This window comes from Aquibium sp. ELW1220 (genome assembly GCF_030398385.1).
Lineage (GTDB): Bacteria > Pseudomonadota > Alphaproteobacteria > Rhizobiales > Rhizobiaceae > Aquibium.
In genome coordinates this window covers 23,697-39,807 of record NZ_JAOAOQ010000032.1, presented here as the reverse complement: position 1 = coordinate 39,807, position 16,111 = coordinate 23,697, and the positions used below count along the sequence as shown (strand labels likewise).

Genomic DNA, 16,111 nt, shown 5'->3' with positions numbered 1-16,111 from the left:
GTTGACGTTTACGGAAACGGAACACGGGAGGAATTCGTGCCAAGGGTCCTGTACGAGAAAGACGGGCGGATCGCCCGGATCACCCTCAACCGCCCCGACGTGCTGAACGCCATCGACGACGACCTGCCGGTCGAGCTCGCCGACTGCGTCGCGCGGGCAAACGCCGACGCCGGCGTCCATGTCATCATCCTGTCGGGCGCCGGCCGCGCCTTCTGCGCCGGCTACGACCTTGCCTATTATGCCGAGCAGGACAGCGGCGCCGGCAACGCCATGACGCAGGACATGCCTTGGGACCCGATGCAGGACTATGCCTTCATGATGCGCAACACGGATCTCTTCATGTCGCTGTGGCGCAGCAATCGGCCGGTGATCGCCAAGGTGCACGGTTTCGCGGTGGCGGGCGGCTCGGACATCGCGCTGTGTTCCGACATGATCGTCATGGCCGACGACGCCGAAATCGGCTACATGCCGATCCGCGTCTGGGGCTGCCCGACGACGGCCATGTGGGTCTACAGGCTGGGGCCGGAACGCGCCAAGCGCATGCTGTTCACCGGAGACAAGGTGAAGGGCAAGGAAGCCGAAGCGATGGGGCTCGTCCTGAAATCGGTTCCGGCCGCAGACCTTGACGCCGAAGTCGAGCGGCTGGCCGAACGCATGGCCGGCGTTCCGGTCAACCAGCTGATGATGCAGAAGCTCGTCGTCAATCAGGCGATCGAAGCGATGGGCTTGAAACAGACGCAGATGTTCGCGACCCTGTTCGACGGCATCACGCGGCATTCGCCGGAGGGGCTGAACTTCAAGCATCGCGCCGAGGCGATGGGCTGGAAGCACGCGGTGCGCGAGCGCGACCTCGGCACCTTCGACTGGACGCAGAACCGGCCAATCAACGCGCCGAAGGGATGAGGACGGCGATGGACGCAAGGAATAAGAGCAGCGCACCGACGCCGATGCTGACGACCGAGGAGGTCAACCGGCTGATGCTGTCGGTCTACCCGCAGCTCAATGGCGAATATGCCGACTATGTCGCAACCGACGTCTTCCCGGGCGGGTGCACGGTCCGGCTGAACGCCAACGAGCGGCATGTCCGCCCAGGCGGCACGGTATCGGGACCGTGCCTGTTCACTCTGGCCGACATCGGCGGCTATGTCTGCGTGCTCTCGCATGCCGGCCCGGACGCGCTGTCGGTGACGACGAACCTCAACATCAACTTCGTGCGCAAGGCCGAGCCTGGCCCGATCGACGGCCATTGCCGCATCATCAAGCTCGGACGCAGCCTGATGGTCTTCGACATCGACATCGTCGCCGGCCCGGACCGCCTGACGGTCGCCCACGCGACGGGCACCTATTCGATCCCGCCGAAACGCTGAAAGGGCCCCGCGCATGGCGCGGAGCCCGTTCCTGCCGGCATTGCTGCCGGTCAGTTGGCGGCCTTGAAGCCCATCGAGGAAGAGCACTCGACGATCTGGGTGCTGTTGCCCTGATAGGCGGAGTCCCAGAAGACCTTCACCTGCTTGGGACAGCTGCGGTAGCTCTTGTTGACGAGGTCGAAGGCGCCGTTCGGGCCGCTGGCACTGATCTTGACCGACTTCACGCCCTTGGCGCTGGAGATCGTGCAGACCACGTTGTTGGGGATGGAGCAATTGATGGACGCGCCGCCCTTCGAGGCCGGCATGGCGACGAACTTGCCGGCGAAGCTGGCCGAGCCGGCGGCCAGGACGAGAGCGGCGGTGGAGGCGGCGATGAGGGTGTTGCGGATGGTCATGGTCGTTTCCTTTCAGGTTTCGGGTTTCAGGTCTGGTTGGTTGCTTGCCCCAATGCCAACCGTTCTACTGCCACCGATCTGAACCCGAACTGATCAACGCATTCATTTTTCGTTCATCGAAGTATTTTTTTCGGTATTGTGAAATAGTTCACGCCCCGCTGCATCATTCTTGAAAGTGATGTTTTTCACATTCTTCGGCAATACGCGTATAAATGGCTGGCATACGCGCCCCGATATCGAGCGATACTGCGTGGATTGGCAAGGCTTTCACACCTATTCATGTCGCCCCGCATCGCGCCAGCGCCTGCGCGAAAAAGGGGAATGTGCGGTAAAATAATACCGTAACTCTATCCATATGTTTTCATTGATCTTTTGGCGACGGCTGAACCTCGATCAGCTTGACGGACCGTCCGGCTTCGCCTATAGACCGCCCCGAAGCGGCAGCCCATGGCCTCCGTCTTCCTGTTGGCCGGCAGATCGGCCGCCCAACGCAAGCAACAAGAAACGCCTTACCGCCCTTCACGGGACGGAAGGTTCGACAGGAAAGTACCACCATGAAAACCTTTTCGCAGAAGCCTGCGGAGGTGACGAAGAAGTGGGTGCTGATCGACGCCGAAGGTCTCGTCGTCGGCCGCCTCGCCTCCGTCGTCGCCAACCGCCTGCGCGGCAAGCACAAGCCCACCTTCACGCCCCACGTCGACGATGGCGACAACGTCATCATCATCAATGCCGACAAGGTCGTGCTGACCGGCAAGAAGTTCACCGACAAGGTGTATTACTGGCACACCGGCCACCCCGGTGGCGTCAAGGAGCGCACGGCGCGCGACCTGCTGGAAGGCCGTTTCCCCGAGCGCGTGCTCGAGAAGGCCATTGAGCGCATGATCCCGCGCGGCCCGCTCGGCCGTCGCCAGATGAAGAACCTGCGCGTCTATGCGGGCGCCGTCCATCCGCACGAAGCTCAGACCCCCGAGACGCTCGACGTCGCCGCGATGAGCAAGAAGAACGTAAGGACCCCGGTCTATGGCTGATCTGAATTCCCTCGCCGAGCTCGGCACCGCGACTGGCGTCACCAACGCCCAGCCGGCCGCCCCGGTCCATGTCCAGAAGCTGGACGCCCAGGGCCGCGCCTATGCGACCGGCAAGCGCAAGGACGCCATCGCCCGTGTCTGGATCCGTCCGGGCACCGGCAAGGTCGTCATCAACGACAAGGAGTACCGCGCCTACTTCGCGCGGCCCGTGCTCCAGATGATCCTGCGCCAGCCGATCGTCGCGGCCAACCGCGAAGGCCAGTACGACATCGTCGCCACCGTCATCGGCGGCGGGCTGTCGGGCCAGGCCGGCGCGGTGCGTCACGGCATCTCCAAGGCACTGACCTACTACGAGCCGGCGCTGCGCGGCGTGCTCAAGAAGGGCGGCTTCCTGACCCGCGACTCGCGTACCGTCGAGCGCAAGAAGTACGGCAAGGCCAAGGCCCGTCGTTCGTTCCAGTTCTCGAAGCGCTGATCGCCAGCGTCTTCCGACGAAGGCACGGAAAGAGCCCGCCCTGCGCGGGCTCTTTCTGTTTCTGCGGTCGACTGGAGATAGAGCCCGCGACTTGGCCTGTCGCCCGATGCCGGACGTCCACCTCGGGCGGTCCTCATGCGAGCCGTGACCGGAGGATGCAGCGGTCGTCGGGGGACGAACAGACGCTCGCCGGGCTTTCGCCGGTTCCATTTCGGGCTTACAAGCATCCGACGTCCGTCAGCCAGGGGGAGGCAGACCGGTGGAGCGGCCTCCCGATGCCTCATTCGGTGACAGCGACCCGGTTCGCGCCATCCTTCCGGCCGCCTTTCGGCACCGGCTGTGCCCCGACCTCGTGCGCATCGGCTCCGACGGTGATGGCGGCTACGTGGTGTCGCAGGGGGACGTTCGGCGGTCCGACCTGCTCCTGTCCCTCGGGCTCGGCGACGACTGGTCGTTCGAACGCGCCTTTCACGGTCTCTCGCCGGTCCCCATCCGCGCCTATGACGGGTCGGTGAACCGCAAGCTCTTCTATCGCGCGGCCTGGCAGGCCCTGAAACGGCGCCGCCTCGAGGAAACCTTCGAACATCTGCGCAACTACCGGCACTTCAAGCGCTTCTTCGTCTCCGATCGGGTCCACGTCCGCAAGTTCGTCGGCAGCCCGCTCTACCTTTCCCTGGACGACATCATCCGCGGCATCGCGGCGAGGAACATCTTCGTGAAGATGGACATCGAAGGCAGCGAGTACCGCTGTCTGGACGCCCTGGTCGAGAACCAGCACCTCTTGACCGGCGTCGTGATCGAGTTCCATGACGTCGACCTGCATCTCGACCGCATCGTCAGCTTCATGGAGCAGTTCCGGCTGCGCCTCGTTCACGTGCATGCGAACAATTGCGCGCCGGTCACCACGGCCGGAATCCCGCTCGCGCTCGAGCTGAGCTTCAGCGCGAGGCCCGCCCCGCGCGAACCATGGTGCGACTATCCGAGCCCGCTGGACCGCAGGAACGCCGCCGATCAGCCCGACATCGTCATCGGCTATCGCTGACTTCGCACGGCGCTCCCCCGGACGACGCCTCGCGGCTCGGCCGTTCCGACATGCGCCCCCGCCGGTGCCTTGAGCCGCCTGCCTCGTTGGGTTAGGTACGCGGGCAGCAACGGAGTGCGCAGATGCCCGCATCCACCATCGACTACGCCTTCACCGCCAAAGGGCTCACCGGCAGCGCCGGCGATCCGACTTATGCCGGCGCGCTCTCCTTCATGCGCCGCCGCTACACGAAAAACGTCAAGGGCGCGGATGCCGTGGTCTGGGGTATCCCCTTCGATGCGGCGGTGACCAACCGGCCGGGCGCGCGCTTCGGTCCGCAGGCGATCCGCCGCGCTGCCGCGATCTTCGACAATGATCCGCAATACCCCTTCCATCGCGACATCACCGGCGAGCTCGCCGTGGTCGACTATGGCGACTGCCTGCTCGACACCGGCGACCATGCCAGGACGCCGGGCCGCATCGAGCGCGAGGCCGCGAAGCTGATCAAGGGCGGCGCCTTCCTCGTCTCGCTCGGCGGCGACCATTTCGTCACCTGGCCGCTGCTCAAGGCGCATGCGGCGAAATATGGCCCGCTGGCGCTGGTGCAGTTCGACGCGCACCAGGACACCTGGTTCGACGACGGCAAGCGCATCGACCACGGCTCCTTCGTCGGACGTGCGGTGCGCGACGGCGTCATCGATCCGGCGAAGTCGATCCAGATCGGCATCCGCACCCACGCGCCGGAAGATTGCGGCATCAGGATGCTCTACGGCTACGACCTGGAGGAGATGAAGGCGGCCGAGATCGCGGCGGCAATCCTCGAACGGACGGCGGGCGCGCCGACCTACGTCACCTTCGACATCGACTGCCTCGACCCGGCTTTCGCGCCGGGAACCGGGACCCCGGTGGCGGGCGGGCCTTCCTCGGCGAAGATCTTTTCGGTGCTGCGGCAGCTCGGCCAACTCGACATCGTGGGGGCGGATATCGTAGAAGTCTCGCCGCCCTACGACCATGCCGACATCACGGCGATCGCGGGTGCGACGGTGGCGCAGATGTATCTGGGCCTGCTCGCGGAAAAGAAGGCGCGCCTGCGATGAACCGACGACGATCCGCCCAGGCGGCACGCCCGGAGACCTTCGCGTCCTGATTCAGGGACTTCGCAGCCTTGATCAACGCCTTCCGGGACAGAGTCCGCGCACGACTCCAACCCATTGAATGCACCATCTTTCAGGCGAGACAGGCATGAAACCGAAAATCTTCATCGACGGCGAGCACGGCACGACCGGCCTGCAGATCCGCACCCGGCTCGGCAGCCGCGACGACCTCGACATCCTCTCCATTCCCGAGGCGGAGCGGCGCAACCGGTCCCTGCGCGAGGAGATGCTGAAGTCGGCCGACATCGCCATCCTGTGCCTGCCGGACGAGGCCTCGAAGGAAGCCGTGGCGCTGCTCGAAGGCACGAACTCGACCCGCATCATCGACACCTCGACGGCGCACCGCATCCATCCCGGCTGGGCCTACGGCTTCGCCGAGATGACCGCCGGCCAGCGCGAGAAAATCGCCACTGCACGGTGCGTCGCCAATCCCGGCTGCTATCCCACCGGCGCCATCGGCCTCATCCGCCCGCTGGTCGAGGCAGGCACCCTGCCTGCCGACTATCCCGTCAGCGTCAACGCGGTCTCCGGTTACACCGGCGGCGGCAAGCAGATGATCGCGCAGATGGAGGATGCGGCCAATCCCGACCACATCGCCGCACCGCACTTCCTCTACGGGCTGACGCTCGCGCACAAGCACGTGCCGGAGATGCAGGCGCACGGGCTGCTTGCGCGCCGCCCGATATTTTCGCCCAGCGTCGGACGGTTCGCGCAGGGCATGATCGTCCAGCTGCCGCTGCACCTGTCCGACCTCAACGGCGCCCCGTCGCTGGCCGACCTGCACGCCGCGCTGGCCGCCCACTATGCCGGGCAGTCGGTCGTGGACGTGGTGCCGCTGGCCGACAGCGCCGCCATGGCACGCATCGACCCGACGGCGCTCAACGACACCGACGGCATGCGCCTCTACGTCTTCGGCACCGAAGGCAAGGGCCAGGCGAACCTCGTCGCCGTTCTCGACAATCTCGGCAAGGGCGCATCGGGTGCCGCGGTCCAGAACATGGACCTGATGCTCCGCGCGGCCTGAGTGCGATCCTACCGCGACCTGCCGGCGCTTCGTGACGCGCTGGAGACGGCCTGGTCGGCCGAAACGTCGACCAGGTGGACGAAGGACGTCCCGGCGCTCGGCCAGTGCAGCGTCACCGCGCTGGTGGTGAACGACGTCTTCGGTGGCGACATCCTGAAGACGCGTACGCCGCAGGGCGTGCACTTCTACAACCGGGTCGGCGCGCGCCGCTTCGACCTCACGGCCAGCCAGTTCGACGAGCCGGTTTCCTACGACGACCTTCCCGCCTCCCGCGCGGAGGCGATGGCCGACACGAGCCCTGCCCAGTATCAGGCCCTCAGGTCGAGGCTCTGAGCTTCAGCTGCGAACGAGGACGCCGGTCTCGGCCGGATAGCTGCCGCGCGTGCCGCGCCAGTGGGCCGCCGCGAACCCCAGCACCACCAGCGCGAAGGCCTGGTGGAGCAGCGCCCAGCCGATCTGGACCTGGAAGAGCAGCGTGGCTATGCCGATCGCGGCCTGCACGAGCACGAGGTGGAAGAAGACCAGCGCGCGGCGGGCATGGGTGGTGCCCGGCTCATCCCGGCGCGCCTGGATCATGTGCCACAGTGCGGCGGCGAAGAGCACGTAGCCGCCCGTCCGGTGCACGAACTGCACGGTCTTGGGGTTCTCGAAGAAGTTGATCCACCAGGGCTGCTGGATCAGGAGATCGCCGGGCACGATCGCGCCGTCCATGAGCGGCCAGGTGTTGTAGGCGAGCCCCGCATCGAGGCCGGCGACGAGGCCGCCGAGATAGATCTGCACCAGGACGAGGAGCATCAGCACCAGCGCGAACGTTCGCGTCCCATCCTTCGACGGAGCGGCCGTATGCGGCGCCAGCCCCCGCGCCACGACCATGGTGGCCGCGAAGATGATGCATGCGATCGTCAGGTGGGTGGCCAGGCGGTACTGGCTAACGTCGGTGCGGTCGACGAGGCCGGACGCGACCATCCACCAGCCGACGGCGCCCTGCAGGCCGCCGAGCGCGAGCAGGCCGACGAGCTTCGGCTTCAGGTGCCCCTCCAGCCGGCCGGTGAGCCAGAAGAAGGCGAGCGGCAGGGCGAAGACGACGCCGACGCCGCGCGCCAGCAGGCGGTGGCTCCATTCCCACCAGTAGATGGTCTTGAAGTCGTCCAGGCTCATGCCCTTGTTGATGAGCTGGTATTCCGGAATCTGGCGGTACTTCTCGAGCTCGGCCTGCCAGGCGGCTTCGGTCAGCGGCGGCAGCACGCCCAGCACGGGCTTCCACTCGGTGATCGACAGGCCGGATTCCGTCAGCCGCGTCGCGCCTCCCACCACCACCAGGGCGAACAGGACGAGGAGCACGACGTAGAGCCAGCCGCGGACGAGGGCGCGGTTGTGCGCCTGCCGTTCGATGGCGTCGTGCAGCGCGGTTTCGGCGATCGCGGTCATGGGTCCGTCCGGAGGTTCATGCGGCGGCTTGTCGTGGCCGATAGGTGGGGCGCTGGCAAGGCTTGTCTGCGCGGCACGCGGTCGCGCCGGGCACGTTGCGCGCATTCGGCATTGCCTTTGCCTGCGGGCTGCGTACATGCAGGGCCGAAAGGAAGCGTCCATGCCCCTGCGCCTGAAGAAGCTGATCGGCACCATCCTCCTCGTCACGCTCGTGGTGGTCTATGCCGTCGTAGCGACCATCGTGGCCGTGGCGCAGCTGGCCGAATCCTCGTGGGTCGTCCACCTCGCCTACTTCTTCTTCACCGGCCTGCTGTGGGTGCTTCCGGCGATGGCGCTGATCAAGTGGATGGCGGGGCCGAAGCCGCAGGGCTGACGCATCGGCTGACACGGTCAGACGGTGACGACACGCTGGCCGCGATTGGCGATCGGTATGGTGATCCCCGACAGCATCGTGCCGATATGGGCGACGAGCTGGTAGCGGCCGTTGACGGAAATCCGCGGCAACGCCTGCAGGTGGGCCGCGTGCTCGGCCTGGAGCAGGCCGTGGCGGGTGGTCACGGCCGACGCGTAGCCGGCCTCGCGGGCAAGTTCGACCTCCCGCCGGCCGACGGCCGATTCGTAGCCGTAGGGATAGGCCATGTGGCGCGGGGTCAGCCCGAGTTCCATCTCGATGATGGCGCGGGCGTCGAGGAGTTCGCGCATCACCTTCTCCTGCGTCAGCCGGCGCAGATTGTAGTGATGGACGCTGTGCGCGCCGATGGTGACCAGCGGGTGGGCCGCGATGCGGCGCAGTTCGTCCCAGTTCATCAGCGCGGCATGGCCGGCAACCATGGGATCAATGCCGCAGGATCGCGCCAGGCTGCGGACGACCTGCACCTGGTCCTCTTCGGCCACACGTTCCGTCAGGTAGTTGTGGATCTCGGTGTTCGCGCGGAACCTCGCGGTCGGCGTGTCGCATTCGAACACCGCGGGGCCTTCGGGCATGGACAGATAGAGGACGTCGCGGGTCGAGACGATCTCCTCCAGCAGATCCCACCAGAGCAGCACCTTGCCCTCCGTCAGCGCGGGCGCGACGTGGATGGTGATCGGGGCCCCGTGGCGCTCCAGCACGGGCAAGGCCTCGGTCAGGTTGTCGCGGTAGCCGTCATCGGCCGTGATCGCGACGAAGCGCTCGCGCGAGGAGCGGCTCTTCAGCCGGTCGACCGCCTCGTCCATGGAGACGAAGACGAAGCCCATCCGGCGCACCTCGGTCAGCACGGCGTCGAGGAAGGACGGCGTCACCGTCAGGTGCCGGTTGACGCCTATGCCGCACGGGGTGTCGTCATTGATCCGGTGCAGCATCAGGATGGCGCCGATGCCGCCGAGCAGGCGGCCGGCGAGCGGGGCGAGCAGGCTCAGCCGGGCGCCGTGCAGCACCAGCTTCCTGAGCAGTTCGCCCCTGTCGATCATTCTTTCACCATTTCCCGATAGGCTGCACCATCGGCCGGCGCGACACCACGCTGACGGTAGCAGTACCCTCGAAGGTTAAAGGTATGGTTGATACGGTCGTCCACAACCCTCCGCAGGGCCGGCCGGCGGATGCAGCCGTCCATCGGACGGGGGATGCGTCGACGGCGCGGGCGCGCGGGGCCTCGTGCCTCCAGGGGCCGGACGCCATCGCCTTCTACCGCGCCCATTGCAGCGACGCGCTCCATGCCCCGCCGCAGAGCCCGGACTGGGTCGAGGCTTGGGCAAGGCATTGCAATCCCGACATCCTGTGCCTGACCCTTCCGACCGACGACCGCACGCGGCTGGCGCTCTGCCTGGAGGTCGTCCGCGGCGGTGCGGTCCGCACGGCCCGCATCGTCGGCGGCTCGCATGCCAACGGCAGTTTTCCGGCCCTTTCCGGCGGCACGGCCGGCGACTTGGGGCACAGCGACGTGGCGGCACTCTCGGCGGCCGTGCGTGCCGTGCGGCGCGACGTCGACATCCTGATGCTGGAGCGTCTGGCGGAGCGGTTCGAAGGCGTCGCCAACCCCTTGTTGCCCGTCGGCTCGTGGCAGAGCCCCGATCCCGCCCTGGCAATCGACCTTGCGCCCGGGTTCGACGGCGTGCTCGCGCGGGCCAGCGGCAAGCGCAAGCGCAAGAAGCACCGGTCGCAGATCCGCAAGTTCGAGGCCGCGGGCGGTTTTCGCCGGTTTGCGGCAGGCAGCCCCGCCGAGGTCGACCGGCTGCTCGACGCGTTCTTCCGCATGAAGTCCGCACGCTTCGCCGCCATGGGCATCGACGACGCCTTCGCCGACGATGGCGTGCGCGCCTTCTTTGGCGAGCTCTTCGGCCGCGCCGCAGGGTCGCCGGCACCCGACTTCATCTTGCAGGCGCTCGAGGTCGGCGGCGTCGTCAGGGCGATGACCGGAAGCAGCCTCACACGAAGTTCGATCGTCTGCGACTTCGTCGCCTTCGCCGAGGACGAGTTGGTCTCGGCCAGTCCCGGCGATTTCCTTTTCTTCGAGAACATCCGGGAAGCCTGCGACAACGGGCTGTCGACGTTCGATTTCAGTGTCGGCGACGAACGCTACAAGCGCCAGTGGTGCGACGTCGAGACCCGGCAGTTCGACGTGGCCGTTCCGCTGACGGCGAAGGGGCGGCTGGCCATCGCCTTGCGGCGCGGGCTCGTCGGCGCCAAGCGTTTCGTCAAGTCGAACCCGCGGCTGTGGAACACCGTCAAGGCCCTGCGCCGGCGCGACCGGCCGGGCGCCGCGAAGGCAGCCGACGCCGACGACTGATTGCAGTCGGCCGGACGGGATTTGGTGTTTACAACCGAGCCGCGTTTGGGGAATGTGCCGCCGAGTAAAAAGGCAGGGAACGCATGAAACTCGACGAATTGCTGGCAATCGACATCCATACCCATGCCGAGGAGCCCTGCTGCGGCCCGCGCGACGACGGATATGACGAATTCCAGGCCGGAATGGCCGCCTATTTCCGCAATCCGGCCGGGGCGAAGGGCATGCTGCCCACCGTGCAGGAAACCGCCGACTACTACCGCGAGCGCAAGATCGGCTGCGTGATCTTCCCTGTCGACGCCGAGCGCGAGACGGGCTTCCGCCGCTACAAGAACGAGGAGGTGGCCGAGATCGCCGCCGCCAACAGCGACATCATGATCCCCTTCGCCTCCATCGACCCGGCCAAGGGCAAGGCCGGCGCGCGCGAGGCCAGGCGGCTGGTGCGGGACTTCGGCATCAAGGGGTTCAAGTTCCACCCCACGATGCAGGGCTTCTATCCCAACGACCGCAGCGCCTACGTGCTCTACGAGGCGATCGCCGAGGAAGGCGCCATCACGCTGTTCCACACCGGCCAGACCGGCGTCGGTTCCGGCATGCGCGGCGGAATGGGCATGCGGCTGAAATATTCGAACCCGATGTATCTCGACGACGTCGCGGTGGATTTCCCGGACATGCCGATCATCCTGGCGCATCCCTCCTTCCCCTGGCAGGAGGAGGCGCTTTCGGTGGCGACCCACAAGCCCAATGTGTACATCGACCTGTCGGGCTGGTCGCCGAAATACTTCCCGCCGATCCTCGTGCGCTACGTCAATTCGATCCTGAAGCACAAGATGCTGTTCGGCTCGGACTGGCCTGCGATCACGCCGGACCGCTGGCTGTCGGATTTCGAGACCATCGGCATCAAGGACGAGGTCAAGCCGCTCGTCCTGAAGCAGAACGCGGCCAAGCTGCTCAAGCTTGCCTGAGGGCGCGGGCGAAAGCCCGCCCCCTCCCGTCTTCAGCGACCGGCGAGGTTGCGGTAGAGCCCCTCGCCCTTCGCGCCGCGCCTGCGGGCGAAGTCGACGAACCAGTCCATGCTCGCCGGATTGCGCATCGCATCCGCACTGAAGGCCTTCTCGGCGGGCCAGCCCATCAGCAGCTTGCGCACCGGCACCTCCATCTTCTTCCCCGACAGCGTGTAGGGAATGGCCGGCACGGCCAGCACCTCGTCGGGCACGTGGCGCGGGCTGCGCTCGGTGCGCAGCCGGGTGCGGATCTGCTGCAGCAACGCGTCGTCGAGCTCCGCCCCGTCGCGCAGTTCCACGAAGAGCGGCATGTAGAAGCCGCCGCCGGGCTCCTCGATGCAGACGATGAGGCTGTCGGCCAGCGCTTCCATGTGATCGATGGTCCGGTAGATTTCCGCCGAACCGATGCGGACGCCGAAGCGGTTGAGCGTCGAATCCGACCGTCCATGGACGAAACAGCCACCGCGGGCGTTGATCTCCATGAAGTCGCCATGCCGCCAGACGCCCGGCCATGTGTCGAAATAGGCTTCGCGATAGCGCGCGAGATCGTCGTCGCCCCAGAAGAAGATCGGCATCGAGGGCATCGGCTTGACGATCGCCATCTCGCCGACCTCCCCCACCAGTTCGCGCCCCGCGTCGTCGAAGACGCGCACGTCGACGCCCAGGCACCGCGTCTGGATCTCGCCCGCGTGGACGGGCAGCAGCGGCGTCCCGCCGACGATGCCGCTGCAGAACTCGGTCCCGCCCGACTGCGAGGTGATCCAGAGGTCTTCCTTCACCGCTTCACGCAGCCAGGCGAATGTCTCGGGCGTCGAGGGCGAGCCGGCGAGGAAGACGTTCTCGAAGGTGGACACGTCGCAGATATCCTTCGGCACCACGCCCTGGCGGCGCATCGTGTCGACATAGGTCGGGCTTGCGCCGAACGACGTGGCGCCCACCTCTGCCGCCAGACGCCACAGGAGGTCCGGCCCCGGATGCGACGGCGCACCGTCGTACAGCAGCACCCTCCCTCCCATCAGCGGGCCCCAGAGCAGCGAGTTCCACATCACCCAGCCCGTGGTCGAGTAGAAGAACATGCAGGAATGCGGCTTGAGATTCAGATGGAAGGCCGCCGTCTTGTAGTGTTCGACGATGATGCCGGCATGGCCGTGCACGATGGCCTTCGGCAGGCCGGTGGTGCCCGACGAAAACAGAACCCAGAGCGGATGATCCGGTCCGACCCGCTCGTAGCGGAAGCTCTCGGGCGGGACCGCCGGGCCGGACAGCGCGTCCTCCCAGGCGACGATGTCGACGCCGGCCAGTGCCGGCCGCGCGCCGCTGCCGGCATAGTCGAGCCAGACGACCGTCTCCAGCCCAGGGAGCGCGCCGACGATCTGCTCGATCTCGGTGATGCGGGGGAAGTCGCGGCCGGCGAAGCGGTAGCCGTCGGCGGCAAACATCAGCTTCGGCTCGATCTGCGCGAACCGGTCGACGACCGTCTTGACGCCGAATTCGGGCGCGGCGGACGACCAGATCCCGCCGATCGCGGTGACAGCAAGCATGGCCACGATCGTCTCGGGGACGTTGGGCATGTAGGAGACGACGCGGTCGCCGGGGCCGATGCCGCGCGCGCGCAGCCAGGTCGCCAGAACGCGCACCCGCGAGCCGAGTTCGCCCCAGCTCATGTCGGCCAGCGGCCGCACTTCCGAAACATGGTGGAAGACCGTCCTGTCCGGATGATCCGCCTCGCGGCGCAGGATGTGTTCGGCATAGTTGACGCGGCTGCCGGTGAACCAGCGTGCGCCCGGCATGGCGCGGCTTTCCAGCACGCTGTCATAGCCATCGTCGGAGATGATCGCGAAATAGTCCCAGACCGCTGCCCAGAAGCCTTCGATGTCGTCGACGGACCAGGCCCGCAGTGCTTCGTGATCGGACAGATGGAGGCCGCGCTCGGCCTGCAGCCAGCGCATGAAGTCGGCCGTGTTCGAGGCGTCCTTGAAGTCGGCACTGCCCTCCCAGAGGAAGTCACCATCGGCGATCGTCATCGAGCCTCCCATCAAGCGATGTATACACGGCATCGCTTCTAGCGGGTGGCACCGGGCTCGTCACCTCCGGAGGCTTGTGCCAGCCTCCGTTTCCGTCTCAGGCAGCGGACCGTTCGTCGGGCGTGGGCGACCGCGGCGGCACGTAGCCGACCGGCGTGACCAGGAAGGCCTTGTCGTAGCCGACCGATTTCAGGTTCTGCTCGGTCGAGGCGATCGCCGCATCCTCCTCCTCGATCACGCTGATGATCACCTCCGTCGCGCCGGAAGCGAGGCGCTTCAGGCTCCCCGGTTCGGCGGGGCCGCACTCCACGATGACGATGTCATAGGCGGTCGTGAGCGAGTCCATGATGATCGGCAGGCGATCCACCGCCCGCATCGCGCGGGCCGGGTCGGCCGTGCCGACCGGAATCACGTGGCAGTCCGAATAGAGGTCCGGATGGATGATGTCGGTGAACTGCGCTTCCGAGCAGAGCAGGTTGGTGATGCCCTTGTGGCTGGTTCCGTCCAGCATCGGCCGCGAAGCCGCGCCGGTGGAGGTGAGGTCGAGGAGCAGCGTGCGCAGGCCGGAATCGGCCACTTCGCGCGCCACCATGATGGCGGTTGCGGCGCCCTCGTCGCCTTCCGGCGAGACGAAGATGGCCCGCGAGGCGCCGCGCGAGATCAGCCGCTCGGCCGCGGCCTCGACGGTGATCTGGCCCTTCGTGAAGACCGGCGCCCTGTCCTCGTCCGCGTCGTCGGGAAACGCCGCAAACGTCGCATCCGCGCGGCCCGGAGCGTAGGCCGGCATCGGCACGTCGCGCACCGGCTCCGCCGTCGCGGCCGGCCGCAGGGCGCGGCCGCTGAACAGTTCGCGCAGCAGCGTCACGAGCGCCATGACCAGAAGCGATGCGACGAAGGCGGCGGCGGTGATCGGGACGACCTTGGGGAAATACGGCTCGGACGGCACGCCGGCGCGCGAGAAGGTGCGCGCATCGGCGGGCAGATAGTTGCGGTCCTTGCGCGAGGCCGCCTCGCGATAACGCGTCAGATAGGTCTCGAGCAGATCGCGCTGCGCGGCGGCTTCCCGCTCGAGCGCGCGCAGTTCGACTTCCTGCTCTCCGACGCGGGCCGATTCCGCCTTGAAGCGGTTGAGTTCGGCGGTCAGTTCCACTTCGCGCAGCCGCGCCGCATCGGCCTCGGTGTCTAGACCTTCCAGCACCTTGCGGGCTTCGTTGCGGATCTGGCCGTCGAGGTCGGCGAGTTGCGACCGCAGCGCCCGGATACGCGGATGATTGTCGAGCAGCGTCGCCGACAGGTCGGCGATGTCCGCCTTGAGCTGCACCTGCGTCTCGCGCAGCCGCTGGATCAGCGGCGAAGCCAGAACGCCCGGCAGCGCGTCGATCGAAGCGCCACCCGCCAACGCCCGGCGCACGGCCGAAGCGGTCGCCTCGGAGGCGGCGCGGCTGGCCTTGACCCGCGAGAGTTCGCTCGACAGTTCGGAGAGCTGCTGCGTTGCAAGCGCGGCATTGTTGTTGCCGAGCATCAGGTCGGAGTTCGAACGGAAGTCCGCCACCCTGCCCTCGGCCGCCTTCACCTTCGCGCTCAGATCGGCGATCTCGGGCTCCAGCCAGTCGGTCGCGTCGGCGTTGGACTGCTGCTTGGCGCTGCGTTGAAGCGCGATATAGGCGTCGGCGATGGAGTTCGGAACGCGCGCGGCAAGCGCCGGATCCTCGGAGGAGAACTGCACCACGATGACGCGGGAATTCTCAACCCGATAGACGGTGAGCTTCTCGCGGAAGGCCTTGATCACACGATCCTCGGGCGGCAGTTCCACCGGATCGGACTTCAGCCCGAGCAGGATCAGCATCCGCCCGGCGAAGGAAACCTGTCCCGATGCCTCGAACTCCGGGATCGCCGCCAGGTTGAGATCGCGCGCCACCTGCTTGAGCAGGTCCGCCGAGCCGATGACCTCCACCTGGCTGGCCACGCCCTGGTCGTCCAGAATGGTGGAATCGTCATTGCCGGCGTCGGGGCGCGTGAAGACGGACTCGCGCGTCTCGATCAGGATGCGCGTCTCGGCCTGGTAGTGCTTGGTCGAAAGGGTTGCAAAGGCGAAGGCCGCCGCCGTCACGCAGGCCGCGACGAGCGCGATCCGCTTCCAGTCGCGTGCCAGGCTCGAAACCAGGGCGCCCATGTCTATGTCGAGATCCGCTCGGGAGGCGTCGACGACGGCCATCTGTGGTCACTCCACTCACTTGTGACCCCAGATGGTAAACACCTATGGTAACTGCGCGGTTAAGACGGCAGTAACCGAAAATTCAGACGTATTCACAACCGGTTAATTCAGGCACCAAGACACGACGTCAAAAAGGCACAGCCATTCGCGCCGCCCTTTTACCGGGCATTAACCCTAACGAGTGGATAACGGTACGGTCTTCGATCGTCGGGCC

The 16,111-nt window shown here is 66.7% G+C and carries 16 protein-coding genes; 11 read left to right on the top strand and 5 right to left on the bottom strand.

The features are described from left to right. Nucleotides 1-36 precede the first annotated feature (36 nt). Nucleotides 37-903 (top strand): crotonase/enoyl-CoA hydratase family protein, encoded by an 867-nt coding sequence (locus N1F91_RS22945; protein WP_289995670.1) that lies wholly within the window; start codon nt 37-39, stop codon nt 901-903. 8 nt (nt 904-911) lie between these two features. Beyond that, nucleotides 912-1,367 carry a PaaI family thioesterase gene (locus N1F91_RS22940; protein ID WP_289995669.1) on the top strand — a complete coding sequence of 152 codons (456 nt, stop codon included), beginning with the start codon at nt 912-914 and terminating at the stop codon, nt 1,365-1,367. Nucleotides 1,368-1,417: 50 nt separating this feature from the next. Here N1F91_RS22940 and N1F91_RS22935 read toward each other — a convergent pair whose 3' ends face one another. After that, entirely contained in the window at nt 1,418-1,762 is a 345-nt protein-coding gene (locus N1F91_RS22935; protein ID WP_289995668.1) for a hypothetical protein, read from the bottom strand. A 554-nt stretch (nt 1,763-2,316) separates the two neighbouring features. On the opposite strand from N1F91_RS22935, the gene rplM reads away from it, so the two are divergent. The 6 genes from rplM to N1F91_RS22905 all read left to right on the top strand — a co-directional run bounded on the left by rplM (nt 2,317) and on the right by N1F91_RS22905 (nt 6,797). Further along, nucleotides 2,317-2,790 (top strand): 50S ribosomal protein L13, encoded by a 474-nt coding sequence (rplM, locus tag N1F91_RS22930; protein ID WP_289995667.1) that lies wholly within the window; start codon nt 2,317-2,319, stop codon nt 2,788-2,790. Then, complete coding sequence (gene rpsI, locus N1F91_RS22925; RefSeq protein WP_289995666.1) at nt 2,783-3,265, top strand: 30S ribosomal protein S9; 483 nt, start codon at nt 2,783-2,785, stop codon at nt 3,263-3,265. Before rplM ends, rpsI begins: the two co-directional genes overlap by 8 nt. Nucleotides 3,266-3,524: 259 nt before the next feature. After that, a complete protein-coding gene (locus tag N1F91_RS22920) occupies nt 3,525-4,307 on the top strand; it encodes a hypothetical protein (protein WP_289995665.1) in 783 nt (260 codons plus the stop codon). A gap of 122 nt (nt 4,308-4,429) precedes the next feature. Continuing rightward, complete coding sequence (gene speB / locus N1F91_RS22915; RefSeq protein WP_289995664.1) at nt 4,430-5,383, top strand: agmatinase; 954 nt, start codon at nt 4,430-4,432, stop codon at nt 5,381-5,383. Between the two features lie 145 nt (nt 5,384-5,528). Next, nucleotides 5,529-6,464, top strand: a complete 936-nt coding sequence (argC, locus tag N1F91_RS22910; protein WP_289995663.1) for an N-acetyl-gamma-glutamyl-phosphate reductase — start codon at nt 5,529-5,531, stop codon at nt 6,462-6,464. After that, nucleotides 6,465-6,797: a hypothetical protein gene (locus N1F91_RS22905; RefSeq protein WP_289995662.1), complete on the top strand. Its 333-nt coding sequence runs from the start codon at nt 6,465-6,467 to the stop codon at nt 6,795-6,797. A 3-nt stretch (nt 6,798-6,800) separates the two neighbouring features. Here the strand turns inward: N1F91_RS22905 and N1F91_RS22900 are convergent, their stop codons facing one another. After that, nucleotides 6,801-7,892 carry a COX15/CtaA family protein gene (locus N1F91_RS22900; RefSeq protein ID WP_289995660.1) on the bottom strand — a complete coding sequence of 364 codons (1,092 nt, stop codon included), beginning with the start codon at nt 7,890-7,892 and terminating at the stop codon, nt 6,801-6,803. A gap of 160 nt (nt 7,893-8,052) precedes the next feature. Here N1F91_RS22900 and N1F91_RS22895 point away from each other — a divergent pair, with 160 nt between their 5' ends. Then, the gene (locus tag N1F91_RS22895) at nt 8,053-8,265 is read left to right on the top strand and encodes a DUF2842 domain-containing protein (RefSeq protein WP_289995659.1); all 213 of its coding nucleotides are present in this window, start codon (nt 8,053-8,055) and stop codon (nt 8,263-8,265) included. Between the two features lie 17 nt (nt 8,266-8,282). Here the strand turns inward: N1F91_RS22895 and N1F91_RS22890 are convergent, their stop codons facing one another. Further along, nucleotides 8,283-9,341: a polysaccharide deacetylase family protein gene (locus tag N1F91_RS22890; protein WP_289995658.1), complete on the bottom strand. Its 1,059-nt coding sequence runs from the start codon at nt 9,339-9,341 to the stop codon at nt 8,283-8,285. A gap of 83 nt (nt 9,342-9,424) precedes the next feature. On the opposite strand from N1F91_RS22890, the gene N1F91_RS22885 reads away from it, so the two are divergent. After that, a complete protein-coding gene (locus tag N1F91_RS22885; RefSeq protein WP_289995657.1) occupies nt 9,425-10,657 on the top strand; it encodes a GNAT family N-acetyltransferase in 1,233 nt (410 codons plus the stop codon). Nucleotides 10,658-10,740: 83 nt separating this feature from the next. After that, on the top strand, nt 10,741-11,619 hold the full coding sequence (locus N1F91_RS22880) for an amidohydrolase family protein (RefSeq protein WP_289995656.1): 879 nt from the start codon (nt 10,741-10,743) through the stop codon (nt 11,617-11,619). Between the two features lie 32 nt (nt 11,620-11,651). Here the strand turns inward: N1F91_RS22880 and N1F91_RS22875 are convergent, their stop codons facing one another. Both N1F91_RS22875 and N1F91_RS22870 read right to left on the bottom strand, forming a co-directional pair. Then, a complete protein-coding gene (locus N1F91_RS22875) occupies nt 11,652-13,682 on the bottom strand; it encodes an acetoacetate--CoA ligase (protein ID WP_289995655.1) in 2,031 nt (676 codons plus the stop codon). Nucleotides 13,683-13,779: 97 nt separating this feature from the next. Then, the gene (locus tag N1F91_RS22870; protein WP_289995653.1) at nt 13,780-15,897 is read right to left on the bottom strand and encodes a Wzz/FepE/Etk N-terminal domain-containing protein; all 2,118 of its coding nucleotides are present in this window, start codon (nt 15,895-15,897) and stop codon (nt 13,780-13,782) included. Nucleotides 15,898-16,111: the final 214 nt, after the last annotated feature.